We start from the raw sequence: 15,572 nt of genomic DNA on the forward strand, positions 1-15,572 counted from the left end.
GGTTCGCGTGCTCAGTCACTGGCGTTCTCCTGGGGGGTCCTCACCGGTAGCAGGGCCGCTGGCAGGGCTGCCGGAGAGGTCCACGGCCTGGTTGTCGATCAGTCGGGTGGCGCCCGTACGCGCCGCCACGAGGAGGAGGGCGGGGCCGCGGAAGTCCGCGGGCACCGGGTCCACGGTAGTCGGGTCGACGAGTGCGAGGTAATCCACCTCAACGCCCGCCGCCCCGTCCAGGATTCCCGAGGCCGCCTCGACGACCGCCTCCGGCCCGTCGCCGGCCGCGTCCGCGCCCGCCCGCAGCGCGCGCGACAGGGCCAGCGCCGAGGCGCGCTCGTCGTCCGACAGGTAGGCGTTGCGCGACGACAGCGCGAGCCCGTCGGCGTCGCGCACGATCGGCACGCCGAGCACCTCGACGTCCACGTCCAGGTCGCGCACCATGCGGCGCACGGCCAGCAGCTGCTGGGCGTCCTTCTCCCCGAACAGGGCGACGTCGGGGCGCGTCAGGTGCATGAGCTTGAGCACCACGGTGAGCACGCCGTCGAGGTGGCCGGGGCGCGACTCGCCCTCCAGCACCTCGCCGATCCGGCCCGCCGACACCCGCACGATGGGGTCGCCGTCGGGGTAGACGACGTCGGGCGTGGGCGCGAAGACGACGTCCGCGCCGACGCTCGCCAGCTTCGCGACGTCCCCGTCCAGGTCGCGCGGGTAGCGGTCGAGGTCCTCCCCCGCCCCGAACTGGAGCGGGTTGACGAAGATCGTCACGATCACCTGGCCGGTGGGGCCGGCGGCCTCGCGGGCCTCGCGCACCAGCTGGAGGTGTCCCTCGTGCAGCGCCCCCATCGTCATGACGACGGCGCGGCGGTCCGTCGGTTCCGGCCCGGACAACGTCCACGCCCCGAGCGTGTCGTGGAGGTCCGCCCGGGAGCTCACGACGGAGGGCGTGTGCGGGGTGGTGGTCATCGGGGCTCCTGCGGGTCGTCGGGATGGGACGCGGGCGGCGGCGCGAGGGCGTCGAGCAGCTCGCGGGCCGCACGGTCGTCGATGCGGTGGGCCGCGAGCGCGCGGCTCGTCGCACCGCGCGACAGCTCGGTGTACGACGCCGGCACGTCGGTGGCGCCGGTCCCGGCCGCCAGCGCCCGCAGGGCGTCGAGGTGCGTGCGCACCGTGCCGACGTCGCCGCGCGACACCGGACCGGTGAGGGCCGTGATCGCCCCCGGGCCGTCGGACACGTCCGCGGCGCGCGTCGCGCCGTCGAGCGCGGCGGACAGGAGCGGCGCGAGCGCCCGCCCCGGCTGCTCGACGCCGGCCGCCGCGAGCGCCTGCGCGGCCTGCGCCACCAGCACCACGAGGTGGTTCGCGCCGTGCGCGAGGGCCGCGTGGTAGAGCCCGCGGGCCTCCTCCGCGACGATCACCGGCTCCCCGCCGACCTCGACGACGAGCGCCTGCCCGATGGGTTGCACCGCCGCGGGCGCCGTGACGGCGAACGTGCAGCCCTCCAGCCGGTGCAGGTCGAGCGAGGTGCCCGTGAACGTCATCGCCGGGTGCAGCGCCACCGGGATGGCGCCGGCCTTCCGCGCCGGGTCGAGCACGGCCACGCCGTACCGGCCCGACGTGTGGACGACGAGCTGCCCGGGCTGCCACGCACCGAGCGCCGCCAGACCGCTCACGACCTCCGCGAGCGCGTCGTCGGGCACCGCGAGCAGCACCATCTCGGCGCGCTCCACGACGTCGGTCACCTCGAGGTGCGGCACGCCCGGCAGGAGCGTCGCGATCCGTTCCCGCGACTCCTCGCTGACGCCGCTCGCGCCGACCACCGTGTGGCCCGCCGCGCGCAGCGCGCTGCCCAGCACGGCGCCCACCCGGCCGGCACCGACGACGCCGACGCCGAGGCGGCCGGGCCGCGCGGACGGCGGTGACGGTGGTGACGGTGGTGACGGTGGTGCGGAGTCCGGGCGGCCGTCGTCGGGCGCGCTCACCCTTGTCCCTCCGTCTGCCCCTCCGTCTGCCCCTGCATCTGCCCCTCCATCCAGCGCTCCGGCCCCGCGTGGGCGCGGGCGGCACGGGCGCGGGACGACTGCTCGCCGAGCAGCCGCGCCGCCTCGTCCTCGGCGAGGTGGTGGACGGCCGGGCTGATCGGGCCGGGCGTCGAGTGCAGCACGAACGACGCGAGACCGCGCCGCCGCTGCCAGGGTCCCTGCTCGATGCCGAGGGACTGGGTGCGCTCGTGCGGCACGACCTCGAGCGAGCGCACGAAGCGGCCCCCGCGCGCCAGCAGGGCGCGCCCCGTGACGGCGTAGCCGTTGCGGCGCCAGCTCCACGGGTCGAGCAGGCGGGCGCTCCGTGGGCTGGTGACGAACCAGCGGTCCGTGCGGGCGTCGCCGGTGAGGGCCTCGTCGAGCAGCGCCAGCGTGTCGTCGGGGTTCTCGACCTCGAGGTCGGGCAGCACGAGCCAGAGCGCCGTGAGCGCCTCCTCGCGGGGACCGACCGGCAGCAGCACGTGCTGCTGCTCGCCCTGCTGCTGCCCCTCGCCGCCGCCGTAGCCGGCCACGTTGACCTTGACGCGCCACCAGTCCGGCCCGCGCCACAGCGGGCCCTGCGTGAGCGACACCGCCTGCACGCGGCCCGGCGGGATCGTCTGCGCGCGCGTCTCCAGCAGGCCGTGGCGCAGCCGGATGCCGTCCGGCGACAGCGCGGCCCGGAAGCCGAACTCGCCCGCGAACCGCTGGAAGATGTAGCCGCCGACGCCGAGGATCGCGGGCAGCGCGGAGAACAGGATGCTCACCTCGCGGGTGACGGCGACCGCCACCCCGACGCCGATCAGCACCAGGACGCCGATCCACACGCCCGGCATCCGCAGCAACGACAGCAGCAGGCGCGTGGCCGGGACCTCGTACACCTGGCGCTCCGGCGCCTCGGGGGCGACGTCGTCCGGCCCGCCGCCCGACGGGTGGCCCGCCCCGGTGGGCCCGGCCTCGGCCAGGTCCGCGGGCGCCGCCGGGTCGCCCGACGGGTGGCCCGCCCCGGAGGGCTGCGCGCCCGGCACGTCGTCGCGGCGGGCGGCCTTCACCCCCGCCGCACGGGCGAGCAGGTCCGCGCGCAGACGCTGCGCGTCCGCCTCCTTGAGGAAGCCGATGGCCACGCCCGAGTCGGAGCCGCCCGCCACCTCCAGCCGCAGCTCCGCCAGCCCGAACAGCCGCGCGAGCAGCGGCTGGCGCACGTCGATCGCCTGGAGCCGGTCGAGGCGGGCGTGCCGCTGCTGGCGGAACAGGATGCCCTTGCGCAGCCGCACGGCGTCGTCGTCCACCGCGTACGCCGTCATGCGCCACGCCAGCGCCGCGTAGCCGAAGATGATCGCGACGAGCAGCACCAGCCCGAGGATCAGCGCCCACCAGAGGCTGCGGATCGAGTCGACCGCCTCGATCGCGTTCGAGACGTCGTCGAGCACCTGCTGGCCGCCGATGACGAGGATCGCCACCACCGCCGCCCAGCCCCGCACGAACGGCGTGACCGGGTGCACGCGGCGCCACTCCTGCTCCTGCCGGGCCGGCTCCGCGGTCGGCGCGCGGGTCGGCTCGCTCACAGGCCCGCCAGCCTGGCCTCGCCCCGCGCGGTGAGGCGGTCGCGCAGGCGCTCCGCCTCGTCGGGCACGAGGCCGGGGATGTCCGCGTCGGTGCTGGCCGACGCGGTGTGCAGCTGCACCTTCGCGATGCCGAGCTTGCGGTCCAGCGGGCCCGCCTCCACGTCCACGTACTGCATGCGCCCGTAGGGCACGACGACGAGGGTGCGGAACATGATGCCCTTGCGGATCAGCAGGTCGTCGTCGCGCTCCGCGTACCCGATCGCGCGGACCTGGCGCGGCACGAGCAGCACGGCCCACACCAGCAGCGCGGCCGGCACCCCGGCGAGCAGCCAGAACCACGGCGAGACGAGCAGGGCGAGCACCGCGCCCGCGACGATCGGCACGGCGAGGGTCACGGACGTCGAGATCAGGCGCGCCGGGACGAGCCGTGGCGACACGCGCTGCCACGTGACGCCCGGCGGGTCGAAGGGACCGGTCTGCCGCGTGGTCGACGGGTCCGCGCCCGCGGGGATGCTGGTCATGGGGTCCATCCTTCCATCCGCGCCACGGCCGGCCACATCGTCCGACCGGCCCTACCGCGCCGTCCCGCGTCCGACCTCCGGACGAGGCCCGGCCGTCACGGACGCCGACGGCGGGAGTCGGTCACGACGGCAGGGGGTCCGCGTGCTCCTCGGCGTCCCCGCCGTCGGAGTCGTCGGACGGCGGCAGCTGGCAGAACTTCTCCACGACCAGCCCCACCACGCACAGCACCACCGCGCACGCCGCGGCGATGCCGGCGGCGACAGCCTGGTCGCGGCGCGCCTCGATCTGCAGCTGCCCCAGCACGACGAGCACGCTCGCGACGTACCGCCCGGCGAGCAGCGCGCCGGTCAGCGCCCCCGCCTTGGCCAGCACGAACGTGCGGGCCGCGCGCAGCGGGTCGAGGTCCGGGCGGTCGCCCTTCTGGTACGCCCGCACCGCCCAGCCCATCCAGAAGATGACGCCCGCCAGCGCGAGCATCGCGACGTCCTCCACCCACGCGACCGTGGGCAGGTAGACGCCGCGCGACTCGAGCAGCCGGAGCAGCCCTGCGCCGCCGACCGCCACTGCGGCGGCGACGGCGGCGAGGAGGCGGACGGAGGTGCGGCGCATCTCAGCGGCCGTCCTCCCCGAACCGCTCCTGCGGGCCGTCGTGACCGGGCCGCTGGCCGGGGTACGCCTCCGGCAGCGGTGCGAACGGGTCCGGGAAGGCGGGCAGGTCGGTGGCGGGCGCGGGGGCCGGGGGCACCGGCTCGTGCCGCGGGACCGGCGGGGCGAACGACGACGCGGCGGGCGGCGCCGTCGGCCCGGACGGCCGCGCCGACGGGTCGGCGGGCGCAGGGAACGGGCTCGCCGGGGCCGGGGGCACCGGGGCGTGCGGAGGCTCCGGGGCGTCGTCGCGGGGCCCCGCCGGGGTCGGCGCGGGCGACCCGACGGGCGCGAAGGGGCGCGGCACGATCGGCTGGTCGGGGTCGGGCCCGAACGGGTCGGGCACGACGGCGCGCGCGTCCGGCGCGGGCGGGTCCTCGCGGCGGGGCTCCGGCGCGGCCGGCGGCTCGACGACCGGAGGCTCGACGACGGGCGGCTCGGCCGCCGGGGGCACCGGCTGGTACGGCTCCGGGGCGTACTGCTCCGGCGCGTACGTCTCCGGCGCATACGTCTCCGGCGCATACGTCTCCGGCGCGTACGTCTCCGGGGTGTACTGCTCCGGCGCGTACTGCTCCACGACCGGGCTGCCGCCCGACGACGGCTCGACGGGCTGCGCGGGCGCGGCGTGCGGCGGCTCGGGCGCGTACGCCTCCGGGGTGTAGGCCTCCGGGGTGTACGCCTCACCGGCGTAGGCCTCCGGCGCGTACGACGTCGGGGCCTCGTCGGCGGGCTGGTCGGCGACCTCGCCGCCGGCGGGGATCTGGTCGACGGGCTGGTCGACAGGCACCGCCGGTGCGGACTGCGGCACCGGGGTGGACGGCGCCGCGTCGGCGGCGACCGCCGAGACCTGGCCCGTGCTCTGGGTCGGCCCGGTCAGCCAGTCGAGCGCGAGCCAGCGGATGCCGGCCCGGTCGGGGGCGGTCACCGCGAGCTGGCCGACGGGGCCGCCACCGGGCCCGCCGAGCAGCGCGTCCGGCGCGACCTCGGCCCACGGCACGAGCACGAAGGCCCGCTCCTTCGCGCGCGGGTGCGGCAGCTCGAGGTCGGGGGCGGTCACGACGAGCGAGCCGTACTGCACGATGTCGACGTCGAGGGTGCGCGGCCCCCAGCGCTCCTCGCGGACGCGACCGTGCTGGGCCTCCACCTGCTGCGTGCTGCGCAGCAGGTCGCGCGGCGAGAGCGTGGTGCGCACGACGAGCACCGCGTTGAGGTAGTCCGGCTGCTCCGGCCCACCCACGGCGGCGGTGCGGGCGAGCGGCGAGACCTCCATGACCTGCACGCCGGGCAGGCGGTCCACGTCCGTCACGGCCTGGCGCAGCGTGACCTGCGCGTCCCCGAGGTTCGCCCCGAGCGCCAGCACGGCGTCGACCGGCTCGGCAGGGGTGGCGTCCAGCGGGTCCGCCGGCGGCGGCGCGGGCGCCTCGGCGGGCGCAGCGGGCTCGACCGGCAGCGCCGCGGCGACGGGGGCCGGCGGGACGGGCGCGTGCACCTCGGCGGGCTCGACCGGCGGCGCCGCAACGACGGGCGGGACGGGCGCGCCGGCCGGCTCGGCCTCCAGGCCCGCGTCGACCACGGGCGGCCGCGCGCGGTCGCGGCGCACGACGATCGCGACGTCGTCGAACGGGACCGGGATCGGCGCCTGCGGCTTGTGCACGCGCACGTCGACGGCCTGCACGGCCTCGTGGCTCAGCACCACGGCGGCGATCCGCTCGGCGACGGTCTCCACGAGGTCGGCCGGGGAGCCCGCAAGGACGTCGTGCACGTCCTGGGCGACGTCCGCGTAGCTCACGGTCCGCCCGAGGTCGTCCGACGACGCGGCGGCGCGGGTGTCCAGGTGCAGCACGACGTCGGCGCTGAAGACCTGGCCGTCGGCGCGCTCGTGCGCGAGCACCCCGTGGTGCCCCGTCGCCGTGACGCCGGCGAGGCGGATCTGGTCGAGCGGCTGTCCGTCCGGTCCCGGTACGGCTGCGGCGAACGTCACGAGGTGCCCTCCTCATCAGCGGCGGTTCCTGCTCCGCCCACGGCGTGGGTGGGGTGTGCCGGTGCGGTCATCCCGGCATCTTTCACGTCGCGGGATGCCGACGTCCAGGCGTCCGCGACCCGGACGGCGTCGGCGCTGGCGCGCACGGCGTGCACGCGCACCGCCCACGCGCCGGCGGCGGCGGACAGCGCGGAGATCGCGGCGGTGGCGTCGTCGCGCTCGAGCGGCGGCGCGGGCTCGTCGTCGGGCAGGCCGCGCGTGCCCTCGAGCAGATGCCCCAGGAAGCGCTTGCGCGACGCGCCCACGAGCACCGGCCGGCCGAGGGAGCTCAGGGCGTCCAGGTGCGCGAGGATCGGCCAGTTCAGCACCCCGGCCTTCGAGAAACCGAGGCCCGGGTCGAGCACGAGCTGCTCCGGGTCCACGCCCACCGCGACCAGCCCGTCCATGCGGGCGGCGAGCTCGTCGCGCACCTCCGCGACGACGTCGTCGTACACCTCGAGGCTGTCCATGACGTCCGCGTGGCCGCGCCAGTGCATCGCGACGTACGCCACGCCCGTCTCCGCCACGACGTGCCCCATGCGCGGGTCCGCGTAGCTGCCCGAGACGTCGTTGACGATCCGGGCGCCCGCCGCGACCGCCGCCTCGGCCACGGACGCCCGCGTCGTGTCCACCGAGACGACGGCGCCCTGCGCCGCGAGCCGCTCGATGACGGGGACCACGCGGCGCAGCTCCTCCGCCTCGTCCACCCGGGCGGAGCCCGGCCGGGTGGACTCGCCGCCCACGTCCAGGATCTCCGCGCCCTCCGCCAGCAGGTCGAGGCCGTGCTGCACGCCGGCGTCGGCGTCGAACCACCGGCCACCGTCGGAGAACGAGTCGGGCGTGATGTTCACGACGCCCATGACCAGGCACCGGCCCACGCCGGACAGTTCCGGCAGCCCGGCGACCACCGCGTCGCGCGGGTGCGCCGTCATGCCCGGGTCACCGTCCCGTGATGAGGCTCATGGCCTCGGCCCGCGTGGTCGCGTTCTGCATGATGCCGCGCACCGCCGACGTGACGGTCCGCGAGCCCGGCTTGCGCACCCCCCGCATCGACATGCACAGGTGCTCGCACTCCACCACCACGAGCACGCCGCGCGGCTCGAGGATCCGCACCATCGCGTCCGCGACCTGCGTCGTCAGCCGCTCCTGCACCTGCGGGCGCCGGGCGAACACCTCGACGAGCCGCGCCAGCTTCGACAGGCCCGTGATCCGACCGTCCGTGTTCGGGATGTATCCGACGTGCGCGACGCCGTGGAAGGGCACCAGGTGGTGCTCGCAGGTCGAGTACACCTCGATGTCGCGCACCAGCACCATCTCCTCGTGCCCGAGGTCGAAGGTGGTGGTCAGCACGTCCTCGGGCTCCTGGCGCAGCCCCGCGAAGATCTCGCGGTAGGCGCGGGCCACGCGGGCCGGCGTGTCCCTGAGGCCCTCGCGGTCCGGGTCCTCGCCGACCGCGAGCAGCAGCTCGCGGACGGCGGCCTCGGCACGGTCGGAGTCGTACGGCGGCACGTCGACGGCAGCCCGCATGCCCAGGTCCGTCACCGGGTCGGTCACCGGTTGTCCCCCGCCGCCGGCGGCTCGCTGTCGGTGCCGACGCCCGGGCCGGCCTCCTGCAGGTCGCTCTCGTTGCCCACGATGGCGGCCTCGTCCTGCGGCACGACCTGCCCGTTGCCGTTGGACGTGGCGCGCTCGGCGTCCGTCATGATCGGGCCGCGCGTGTGCACGGTGCGCTGCTCGCTGGACAGCCACACGTCGCGCGGCTCGCGCTTGACGACGGGGGCGAAGACCTCGGCGAGCTCCGCCTGGTTGAGCGTCTCCTTCTCCAGCAGGCGCAGCACGAGGTCGTCGAGCACGTCGCGGTACTGGGTGAGCACCTGCCACGCCTCGTCGTGCGCGGCCTCCACGAGCTTGCGCACCTCGTGGTCCACCGTGCCGGCGACGGCCTCGGAGTAGTCGCGCTGGTGGCCCATGTCACGGCCCAGGAACGGTTCCCCGGACCCGCTGCCGAGCTTGATGGCGCCGACCTTCTCGCTCATGCCGTACTCGGTGACCATCTTGCGCGCGGTCGCCGTCGCCTTCTCGATGTCGTTGCTCGCGCCCGTGGTCGGGTCGTGGAAGACGATCTCCTCGGCCACGCGGCCACCCATCGCGTACGCGAGCTGGTCGAGCAGCTCGTTGCGGGTGGTGGAGTACTTGTCCTCCATCGGCATCACCATCGTGTAGCCGAGGGCCCGGCCGCGCGGCAGGATCGTCACCTTGGTGACGGGGTCCGTGTACCGCATCGCCGCCGCGACCAGGGCGTGACCGCCCTCGTGGTACGCGGTGATCTTCTGCTCCTTGACCTTCATCACGCGGGTGCGCTTCTGCGGGCCGGCGATGACGCGGTCGATCGCCTCGTCCAGCGCGCGGTCGTCGATGAGCTGCGCGCCGCTGCGGGCGGTGAGCAGCGCGGCCTCGTTGAGGACGTTCGCCAGGTCCGCACCCGTGAAGCCGGGCGTGCGGCGCGCGACGACGGCCAGGTCGATGCTCTCGACCATCGGCTTGCCCTGGGCGTGCACCTTGAGGATGTGCTCGCGGCCCTTGAGGTCCGGGGCCTCGACGGCCACCTGGCGGTCGAAGCGGCCCGGGCGCAGCAGGGCTGGGTCGAGGATGTCGGGCCGGTTGGTGGCGGCGATGAGGATGACGTTCGTCTTGACGTCGAAGCCGTCCATCTCGACGAGCATCTGGTTCAGGGTCTGCTCGCGCTCGTCGTGCCCGCCGCCCATGCCGGCGCCACGGTGGCGGCCGACCGCGTCGATCTCGTCGACGAAGATGATCGCGGGCGAGTTGTTCTTCGCCTGCTCGAACAGGTCGCGCACGCGGGAGGCGCCGACGCCGACGAACATCTCGACGAAGTCCGAGCCGGAGATCGAGTAGAACGGCACCCCCGCCTCGCCGGCGACGGCGCGCGCGAGGAGGGTCTTGCCGGTTCCCGGCGGGCCGTACAGCAGCACGCCCTTGGGGATCTTGGCGCCCACGGCCTGGAACTTCGCCGGGTCCTCGAGGAACTCCTTGATCTCGTGGAGCTCCTCGACGGCCTCGTCCACGCCCGCGACGTCGGCGAACGTCACCTGCGGCATGTCCTTGCTGATGAGCTTGGCCTTGGACTTGCCGAAGCCCATGACGCCGTTGCGCCCGCCGCCCTGCGCCCTCGACAGGATGAACCAGAACACGAGGCCGATGAGCAGGAACGGGATGAGGAACCCGAGGATCGAGCTCCAGAAGCTGGGCTGCGGGTTCTCGGAGTCGAAGCCCTTCGGCGGGTCCGCCTTCTCGACGGCCGTCGCGACGGTGTCGCCCTGTGGCTCGACGTAGAAGAACTCGACCTTCGTGCCGTGGTCCTGCTCGCTCTCGGTGCCCGCGCCGGTGACGTACTTCTCGCTCAGGTCCAGCTCGACGCGCTGCTCCCCGTCCACGACGAGGGCATGGTCGACCGTGTCGCCGGCGAGCAGCTCGAGCCCCTGGGAGGTCTCGATCCGCGACACCCGCTCGGTGTTGAACGCGCTGAAGGCCAGCGAGACGAGCAGCAGGCCGACCACGATCCAGATGATCGGGCCGCTCAGGATCTTCTTGATGTTCATCGGCGACGGGGACGGCTCCCCGCTTCCCTTCCGTCGGGCAACGTGTGGTTCACGACGCTACACGCCGAGTGTGGACGAACCGTGGGTGTTCGCCCAGGGCGCGACGGCGTCTCGTCGGCGGGGAGAGTCAGCTGTAGACGTGCGGCGCGAGCGTGCCGACGAACGGCAGGTTGCGGTACTTCTCGGCGTAGTCGAGGCCGTAGCCGACGACGAACTCGTTCGGGATGTCGAAACCGACGTAGCGCACGTCGACGTCCACCTTCGCGGCGTCGGGCTTGCGGAGCATGGTGGCGATCTCCACCGACGCCGGACCGCGGGAGCGCAGGTTCGCGACGAGCCAGGAGAGCGTGAGCCCCGAGTCGATGACGTCCTCGACGATGAGCACGTTGCGGCCGGTGAGGTCGGCGTCGAGGTCCTTGAGGATGCGCACGACGCCGGACGACTTGGTGCCCGACCCGTACGAGGACACGGCCATCCAGTCCATCTGCACCGGGTGGTGCAGGCGGCGCGCGAGGTCCGCCATGACCATGACGGCGCCCTTGAGGACGCCGACGAGCAGCAGGTCCTGGCCCGCGTAGTCCGCGTCGATCCGTGCGGCGATCTCGTCGAGCTTGCTGACGATCTGCTCCTCGGTGAGCAGGATGTTGGCGAGGTCGCCTTCGACGTCCGACTGGTCCACGGTCACTCCTCGAGGGGCGGGGTTGGGGCTGGGGGGTGCGCCGCCCCGGCGGGGTGCGGCTCGGCGGGGCGCAGGTAGAGCCTGCCACACGCGCGGAGCGCTCGGGCGTCGCCCGGCAGGTGGACGGTTCCCTGCCCACGCCACGAGACGACGAGCGCGTCGAGGGCGTCCACGTGGCGCGCCGTCGTCGCGCCCGGCGGGCAGCCGACCGCCAGCGCCGCCGACCGCAGGGCACGACGCCGCAGCGCGGCGTGCGCCTCCGCGAGGGGACCGACGTCGAGCACCATCTCTGACGCAGCAGGTGGCACGGTCGCGGCGGAGAGCAGGTCGGCCGCCAGGGCGTCGAGCGCGTCGGCGTCGGCGCGCAGCTGGTCGGCGGTGCGCGCGAGGGACTCGACGACGCCCGGGCCGAGCGCGTCCTCCAGCACGGGCACGACGGCGGCCCGCACCCGCGTGCGGGCGGGCGCGTCGGCACCGGCTACGCCGTCCACGCCGTCGACGCCGTCCACGGGCAGCAGGTTCGTCGGGTCCGTCCAGAAGTCCACGCCGACGGCGGCGCACACCGCCTCGGTCTGCGCGCGGCGCAGGCCGAGGAACGGCCGGCGGTAGCGGCCGCGGCGGCGGGGCATCCCCGCCAGCGACCGCGCCCCGCTCCCCCGCGCCAGCCCGAGCAGCACGGACTCCGCCTGGTCGTCCTGCGTGTGGCCGAGCAGGACGGCGACGGCCCCCGCCTCCCGAGCCACGTCGTCGAGCGCGGCGTACCGGGCGGAGCGGGCGGCACCCTCCGGCCCCGTCGACCCGGGACCGGCGTCGACCCGGACGCTCCGCACGAGCACGGGGTCGAGGCCGAGCCCGCGGGCCCGCGCGGCGGCCGTGGCCGCCACGGCGGCAGAGCCCGGCTGCATCCCGTGGTCCACGACGACCGCCCCGACCCGCACCGCGAACCCCGGCGAGCGCACCGAGCGGCCCACGCGGGGCGCCTCGAGCGCGGCCGCGGCGGCGAGCGCGAGGCTGTCCGCGCCGCCCGAGCAGGCGACGAGCACCAGGTCGCCCGGTGTCAGCCGCCAGCTCCGCGCGAGGTCGCCCAGCTCGGCCCGCACGGCGGCGCGGGCCGCCGCGAGCGCCGGGTCGACGCGGGCCATGTCGTCGTCCGCCCGCCCTCAGCCGTGCACGCGGCGCACCCAGGCGCGCGGGTCGGCGATCTCGCGGGCGGAGGGCAGGTGCGCGGGCTCCGACCAGACGGCGTTGAGCCCGTCGCGGCCGACCCGCTCCTCGACGGCGCGCACGAACGCGGCACCGTCGCGGTACTGCGCGAGCTTGGCGTCCATGCCGAGCACGCGCCGCAGCACGACGTCCAGCGCGGGCGCCCCCTCGCCGTCGCGCCGCTTCTCGAACCGGGCGCGGATGGTGCGCACGGAGCGCACGACGCGCGGCCCGACGGCGTCCATCATCACGTCGGCGTGCCCCTCGAGCAGGGCCATGACGGCGGTGATCTCCTCGAGCTCGCGGCGCTGCTCGGGCCCGAGGATCCCGTCGAGCGGCGTGACGAGCTCCCCGCGCACCGCGCGCAGCACGGTGCGTCCGACGACGGCGGCCTTCTCCCGCAGCGGGGCGCGCGCCATCGCGACCGAGCTGCGGGTGACGCCGCTCATCAGGTCGCCGACGCGCCCGACCAGGTGGTCGGCGAGCCACGGCGCGGCGGCGAACTGGAGGGCGTGGGTCTGCTCGTGCAGGCACACCCACAGCCGGAAGTCGCGCGGGCGCAGCCCGAGCGCGCGCTCGACCTGCAGCACGTTCGGGGCCACGAGCAGCAGCCGGCCTCCCCCGGGCGCGTGGCCGGCGCCGTACGGGTCGAACTGCCCGAGCACGCGGCCCGACAGCAGTGCGAGCAGGCCGCCGACCTCCGCCGCCCCGGCCAGTCGCGCGGCCGCCGACGTGGGCGGCATGTCCACCGCGACCGCCGCCATCACGGGGTCCGTCATGGCCCGCATCGACTGCGCGTTGGCGCGGGTCCAGCCCGCCCGGTCCACCACGTGCACGTCCCCGAGCACCCCGGCCGCCCGAGCCGTCAGGGGCGTCATGCGCGTGACCTCCAGCACGTGCCCGACGGCGTCCCCGGCCGCGGTGCGCAGACCGGCGACGAGCGCGTCCAGGTCGTCGCGGGGGGCCGTGGCGCCGGGGCGCGCGAGCCGCGCGGCGATCTGCGCCGCCGCCGTCCAGTCCAGCAGGGGCTCGGCGGCGGGGGCTGGCGTGGTCACGGGACCACGGTAACCATCGCCCGGCCTGCCGAGTGCGTCTACCGGCAGCCGCAGTCGGCGAGGTCGCCGGCGAAGTGGTCGAAGATGACCCGCGCGCCGTAGGAGCCGCCCGCGGGCACCCGGTCGGCGAGCGTGACGAACACGAGCATGCGGTCGTCGGCCGTGACGACGGTGCCGGCCAGGCCGGTGACCTTCGGCAGGCTCCCCGTCTTGCCGTTGACGTACCCGCGGCCCGGGTTCGACTTCGGGTACCGGTCGTGCAGGGTGCCGTTCAACCCCGCGACGGCGAGGCCGTCGGCGACGTCGCGCAGCTCCGGGTGGTCGGGGTCGACGGCGAGGGTCAGGGTCGCGGCGAGCTGGCGCGGCGTCGCCCTCGAGCCGCGGCCGAGCCCGGACAGGTCCACGAGCGTCGCGCCGTCCATGTCGACGCCGAGCTCCTCGACCTGCGCCGTCACGGCGCGGATCGCCGCGGTGCCGGTGCCGGGCTCGCCGGCGTCGATCGCGACGATCCGCCCCATGACCTCCGTGATCGTGTTGTCCGACCGGCGCAGCAGGTCGCCGACGACGTCGCGCAGCGGCGCCGACTCCACCCGGCCGACCTCGCGCGCCGACGACGACGCCTCCTCGCGGGAGACCTCGCCCCGCACGGTCACGCCCCGCTTCTCCAGCGCCTTCGCGAACGTGCGGGCGGCCGCCAGCGCGGGGTCCTTCTGACGCGGCGCGTACTCCTCGTCCGTGGTGCGCGCGACGTCGACGGCGAGCGCGGCGACCGGGGCGGTGTACCCGTCCTCGACGTCCGCGGCGGGCACGTCGGGCGGCACGGCCGGACCCGAGAACAGGCTGTCGTCGACGCCGAGGGTCACCGCGTCCTCACCCGCGTCCCGGACCTCCGCGGCCACCTGGTCCGCGAGGTCGCCGAGGCCCGCGCGCCCGTTCACCGCCTCGGGGTGGCCGGCGCCGGCGGCGAGCATCATGTCGCCGCCGCCCACCAGCACGAGGTGCGTCGCGTCGTCGAGCACCACCGTCGTCGGGAGGGTCGTGTCGCCGCCCGGACCGGCGAGCGTGGCCACGGCCGTGAAGAGCTTCTGCGTGGAGGCGGGGATCATCGCCCGGTCCGGTCCGGCCGCACCGAGCGTCTCGCCGGACGCCGCGTCGACGACGAGCGCGCCGACCCGCTTGCCCAGGCGGTCGTCCTCGGTCAGCCCGGTGACGAGCTTGCCGACGGCGGACGTCGCGGGCTCCGGCGCGTCGGCCGGCAGGTCGGGCAGCGAACGCTCGGGCGTGGGACCCGTGGTGGCGCCGGGCGCCGTCGGGAAGGGGGCCGCCGGTGCGGGCGGCGGCGCGGTGGTGAGCATGCCGGGGACGACGTCGAGGGCGTCCGCCACGAGATAGCCGCCGAAGAGCACGACCACTGTCGTCACGGTGGCGCCGACGCTGGCCCGCCACCCCATGTCGTCCTCCCGCGCGCGTGAGCCGTCCGTGAGCTGTCCGTGAGCATCGTCACAACCCGGATCCCGTGGCGCGCTCCGTGCGTATCTTCCCACGTCCGTCCGCGGTTCGACGCCGCCGCACCGCACCCGGCGGGCGCGCGCGCCCATGGCACACTTTGACAGGGCGTCCGCACCGAGCATGCCCGCAGCGAGCATGTCCGAAGCATCTCCCCGAGCACGTCCCGAGCATGGAGGAACAGTGGAGTTCGACGTCACGATCGAGATCCCGAAGGGCCAGCGGAACAAGTACGAGGTCGACCACGAGACCGGTCGCATCCGCCTCGACCGCATGCTCTTCACCTCGACCCGCTACCCGGACGACTACGGGTTCATCGAGGGCACCCTCGGCGAGGACGGCGACCCGCTGGACGCGCTCGTGCTGCTGGAGGAGCCCACGTTCCCCGGCTGCCTGATCCGCTGCCGCGCGCTCGGCATGTTCCGCATGCGCGACGAGGCCGGCGGCGACGACAAGGTGCTCTGCGTGCCCCTCGGTGACCAGCGCGCCGCCTGGCGCCAGGACATCGACGACGTCTCCGACTTCCACCGCCTGGAGATCCAGCACTTCTTCGAGGTCTACAAGGACCTCGAGCCCGGCAAGTCCGTCGAGGGCGCCCACTGGGTGGGCCGTGCCGACGCCGAGGCCGAGATCGAGCGCTCGTTCCAGCGCGCCAAGGACACCGGCTACTACGACGGCCACTGAGCCGGAGCCCCGCACGACGACGGCGCCGCACCCCCCCCGGGGTGCGGCGCCCTCGTCGTCC

14 protein-coding genes are annotated in these 15,572 nt (G+C 75.5%); 1 reads left to right on the plus strand and 13 read right to left on the minus strand.

Annotated features, from left to right (window positions below; all coding sequences use genetic code 11):
* Positions 1 to 15: 15 nt before the first annotated feature.
* The 13 genes from panC to dacB form a co-directional block, all read right to left on the minus strand.
* The gene (gene panC / locus ACFQ8Y_RS21915; protein ID WP_430586733.1) at positions 16 to 957 is read right to left on the minus strand and encodes a pantoate--beta-alanine ligase; all 942 of its coding nucleotides are present in this window, start codon (positions 955 to 957) and stop codon (positions 16 to 18) included.
* Entirely contained in the window at positions 954 to 1,973 is a 1,020-nt protein-coding gene (locus tag ACFQ8Y_RS21920; protein ID WP_430586734.1) for a Rossmann-like and DUF2520 domain-containing protein, read from the minus strand. The genes panC and ACFQ8Y_RS21920 overlap by 4 nt, the downstream gene beginning before the upstream one ends.
* Positions 1,970 to 3,577, minus strand: coding sequence for a PH domain-containing protein (locus tag ACFQ8Y_RS21925; RefSeq protein WP_430586735.1), 1,608 nt, complete (start codon positions 3,575 to 3,577; stop codon positions 1,970 to 1,972). Before ACFQ8Y_RS21925 ends, ACFQ8Y_RS21920 begins: the two co-directional genes overlap by 4 nt.
* Positions 3,574 to 4,098, minus strand: a complete 525-nt coding sequence (locus ACFQ8Y_RS21930) for a PH domain-containing protein (RefSeq protein ID WP_430548589.1) — start codon at positions 4,096 to 4,098, stop codon at positions 3,574 to 3,576. The genes ACFQ8Y_RS21925 and ACFQ8Y_RS21930 overlap by 4 nt, the downstream gene beginning before the upstream one ends.
* A 121-nt stretch (positions 4,099 to 4,219) precedes the next feature.
* Positions 4,220 to 4,708: a DUF3180 domain-containing protein gene (locus tag ACFQ8Y_RS21935; protein WP_430548588.1), complete on the minus strand. Its 489-nt coding sequence runs from the start codon at positions 4,706 to 4,708 to the stop codon at positions 4,220 to 4,222.
* 1 nt (position 4,709) lies between these two features.
* Positions 4,710 to 6,725, minus strand: a complete 2,016-nt coding sequence (gene folK / locus ACFQ8Y_RS21940; protein WP_430586736.1) for a 2-amino-4-hydroxy-6-hydroxymethyldihydropteridine diphosphokinase — start codon at positions 6,723 to 6,725, stop codon at positions 4,710 to 4,712.
* Complete coding sequence (gene folP / locus ACFQ8Y_RS21945) at positions 6,722 to 7,696, minus strand: dihydropteroate synthase (RefSeq protein WP_430548586.1); 975 nt, start codon at positions 7,694 to 7,696, stop codon at positions 6,722 to 6,724. The genes folK and folP overlap by 4 nt, the downstream gene beginning before the upstream one ends.
* 7 nt (positions 7,697 to 7,703) lie before the next feature.
* Positions 7,704 to 8,291: a GTP cyclohydrolase I FolE gene (folE, locus tag ACFQ8Y_RS21950; RefSeq protein WP_430549025.1), complete on the minus strand. Its 588-nt coding sequence runs from the start codon at positions 8,289 to 8,291 to the stop codon at positions 7,704 to 7,706.
* Between the two features lie 23 nt (positions 8,292 to 8,314).
* Complete coding sequence (gene ftsH / locus ACFQ8Y_RS21955; RefSeq protein ID WP_430548585.1) at positions 8,315 to 10,384, minus strand: ATP-dependent zinc metalloprotease FtsH; 2,070 nt, start codon at positions 10,382 to 10,384, stop codon at positions 8,315 to 8,317.
* 127 nt (positions 10,385 to 10,511) lie between these two features.
* Positions 10,512 to 11,063 carry a hypoxanthine phosphoribosyltransferase gene (gene hpt, locus ACFQ8Y_RS21960; protein WP_430548584.1) on the minus strand — a complete coding sequence of 184 codons (552 nt, stop codon included), beginning with the start codon at positions 11,061 to 11,063 and terminating at the stop codon, positions 10,512 to 10,514.
* A 2-nt stretch (positions 11,064 to 11,065) separates the two neighbouring features.
* Positions 11,066 to 12,205 (minus strand): tRNA lysidine(34) synthetase TilS, encoded by a 1,140-nt coding sequence (gene tilS / locus ACFQ8Y_RS21965; RefSeq protein ID WP_430586737.1) that lies wholly within the window; start codon positions 12,203 to 12,205, stop codon positions 11,066 to 11,068.
* A gap of 18 nt (positions 12,206 to 12,223) precedes the next feature.
* The gene (locus ACFQ8Y_RS21970; RefSeq protein WP_430586738.1) at positions 12,224 to 13,321 is read right to left on the minus strand and encodes a zinc-dependent metalloprotease; all 1,098 of its coding nucleotides are present in this window, start codon (positions 13,319 to 13,321) and stop codon (positions 12,224 to 12,226) included.
* A gap of 38 nt (positions 13,322 to 13,359) precedes the next feature.
* Positions 13,360 to 14,742: a D-alanyl-D-alanine carboxypeptidase/D-alanyl-D-alanine-endopeptidase gene (dacB, locus tag ACFQ8Y_RS21975; protein ID WP_430586739.1), complete on the minus strand. Its 1,383-nt coding sequence runs from the start codon at positions 14,740 to 14,742 to the stop codon at positions 13,360 to 13,362.
* A 268-nt stretch (positions 14,743 to 15,010) separates the two neighbouring features.
* On the opposite strand from dacB, the gene ACFQ8Y_RS21980 reads away from it, so the two are divergent.
* Positions 15,011 to 15,511 carry an inorganic diphosphatase gene (locus ACFQ8Y_RS21980; protein WP_416344998.1) on the plus strand — a complete coding sequence of 167 codons (501 nt, stop codon included), beginning with the start codon at positions 15,011 to 15,013 and terminating at the stop codon, positions 15,509 to 15,511.
* Positions 15,512 to 15,572 lie beyond the last annotated feature (61 nt).

It is taken from the genome of Isoptericola sp. NPDC056605 (assembly GCF_042792795.1).
In the GTDB taxonomy this organism is placed as follows: domain Bacteria; phylum Actinomycetota; class Actinomycetes; order Actinomycetales; family Cellulomonadaceae; genus Isoptericola.

Excerpts from the sequence above, each read along its gene's own strand:
- panC (WP_430586733.1), bottom strand. The coding sequence starts at position 957 with ATGACCACCACCCCGCACACGCCCTCCGTCGTGAGCTCCCGGGCGGAC.
- ACFQ8Y_RS21930 (WP_430548589.1), bottom strand. The coding sequence starts at position 4,098 with ATGACCAGCATCCCCGCGGGCGCGGACCCGTCGACCACGCGGCAGACC.
- ftsH (WP_430548585.1), bottom strand. The coding sequence starts at position 10,384 with ATGAACATCAAGAAGATCCTGAGCGGCCCGATCATCTGGATCGTGGTC.
- folP (WP_430548586.1), bottom strand. The coding sequence starts at position 7,696 with ATGACGGCGCACCCGCGCGACGCGGTGGTCGCCGGGCTGCCGGAACTG.
- ACFQ8Y_RS21935 (WP_430548588.1), bottom strand. The coding sequence starts at position 4,708 with ATGCGCCGCACCTCCGTCCGCCTCCTCGCCGCCGTCGCCGCCGCAGTG.
- folE (WP_430549025.1), bottom strand. The coding sequence starts at position 8,291 with ATGCGGGCTGCCGTCGACGTGCCGCCGTACGACTCCGACCGTGCCGAG.
- tilS (WP_430586737.1), bottom strand. The coding sequence starts at position 12,205 with ATGGCCCGCGTCGACCCGGCGCTCGCGGCGGCCCGCGCCGCCGTGCGG.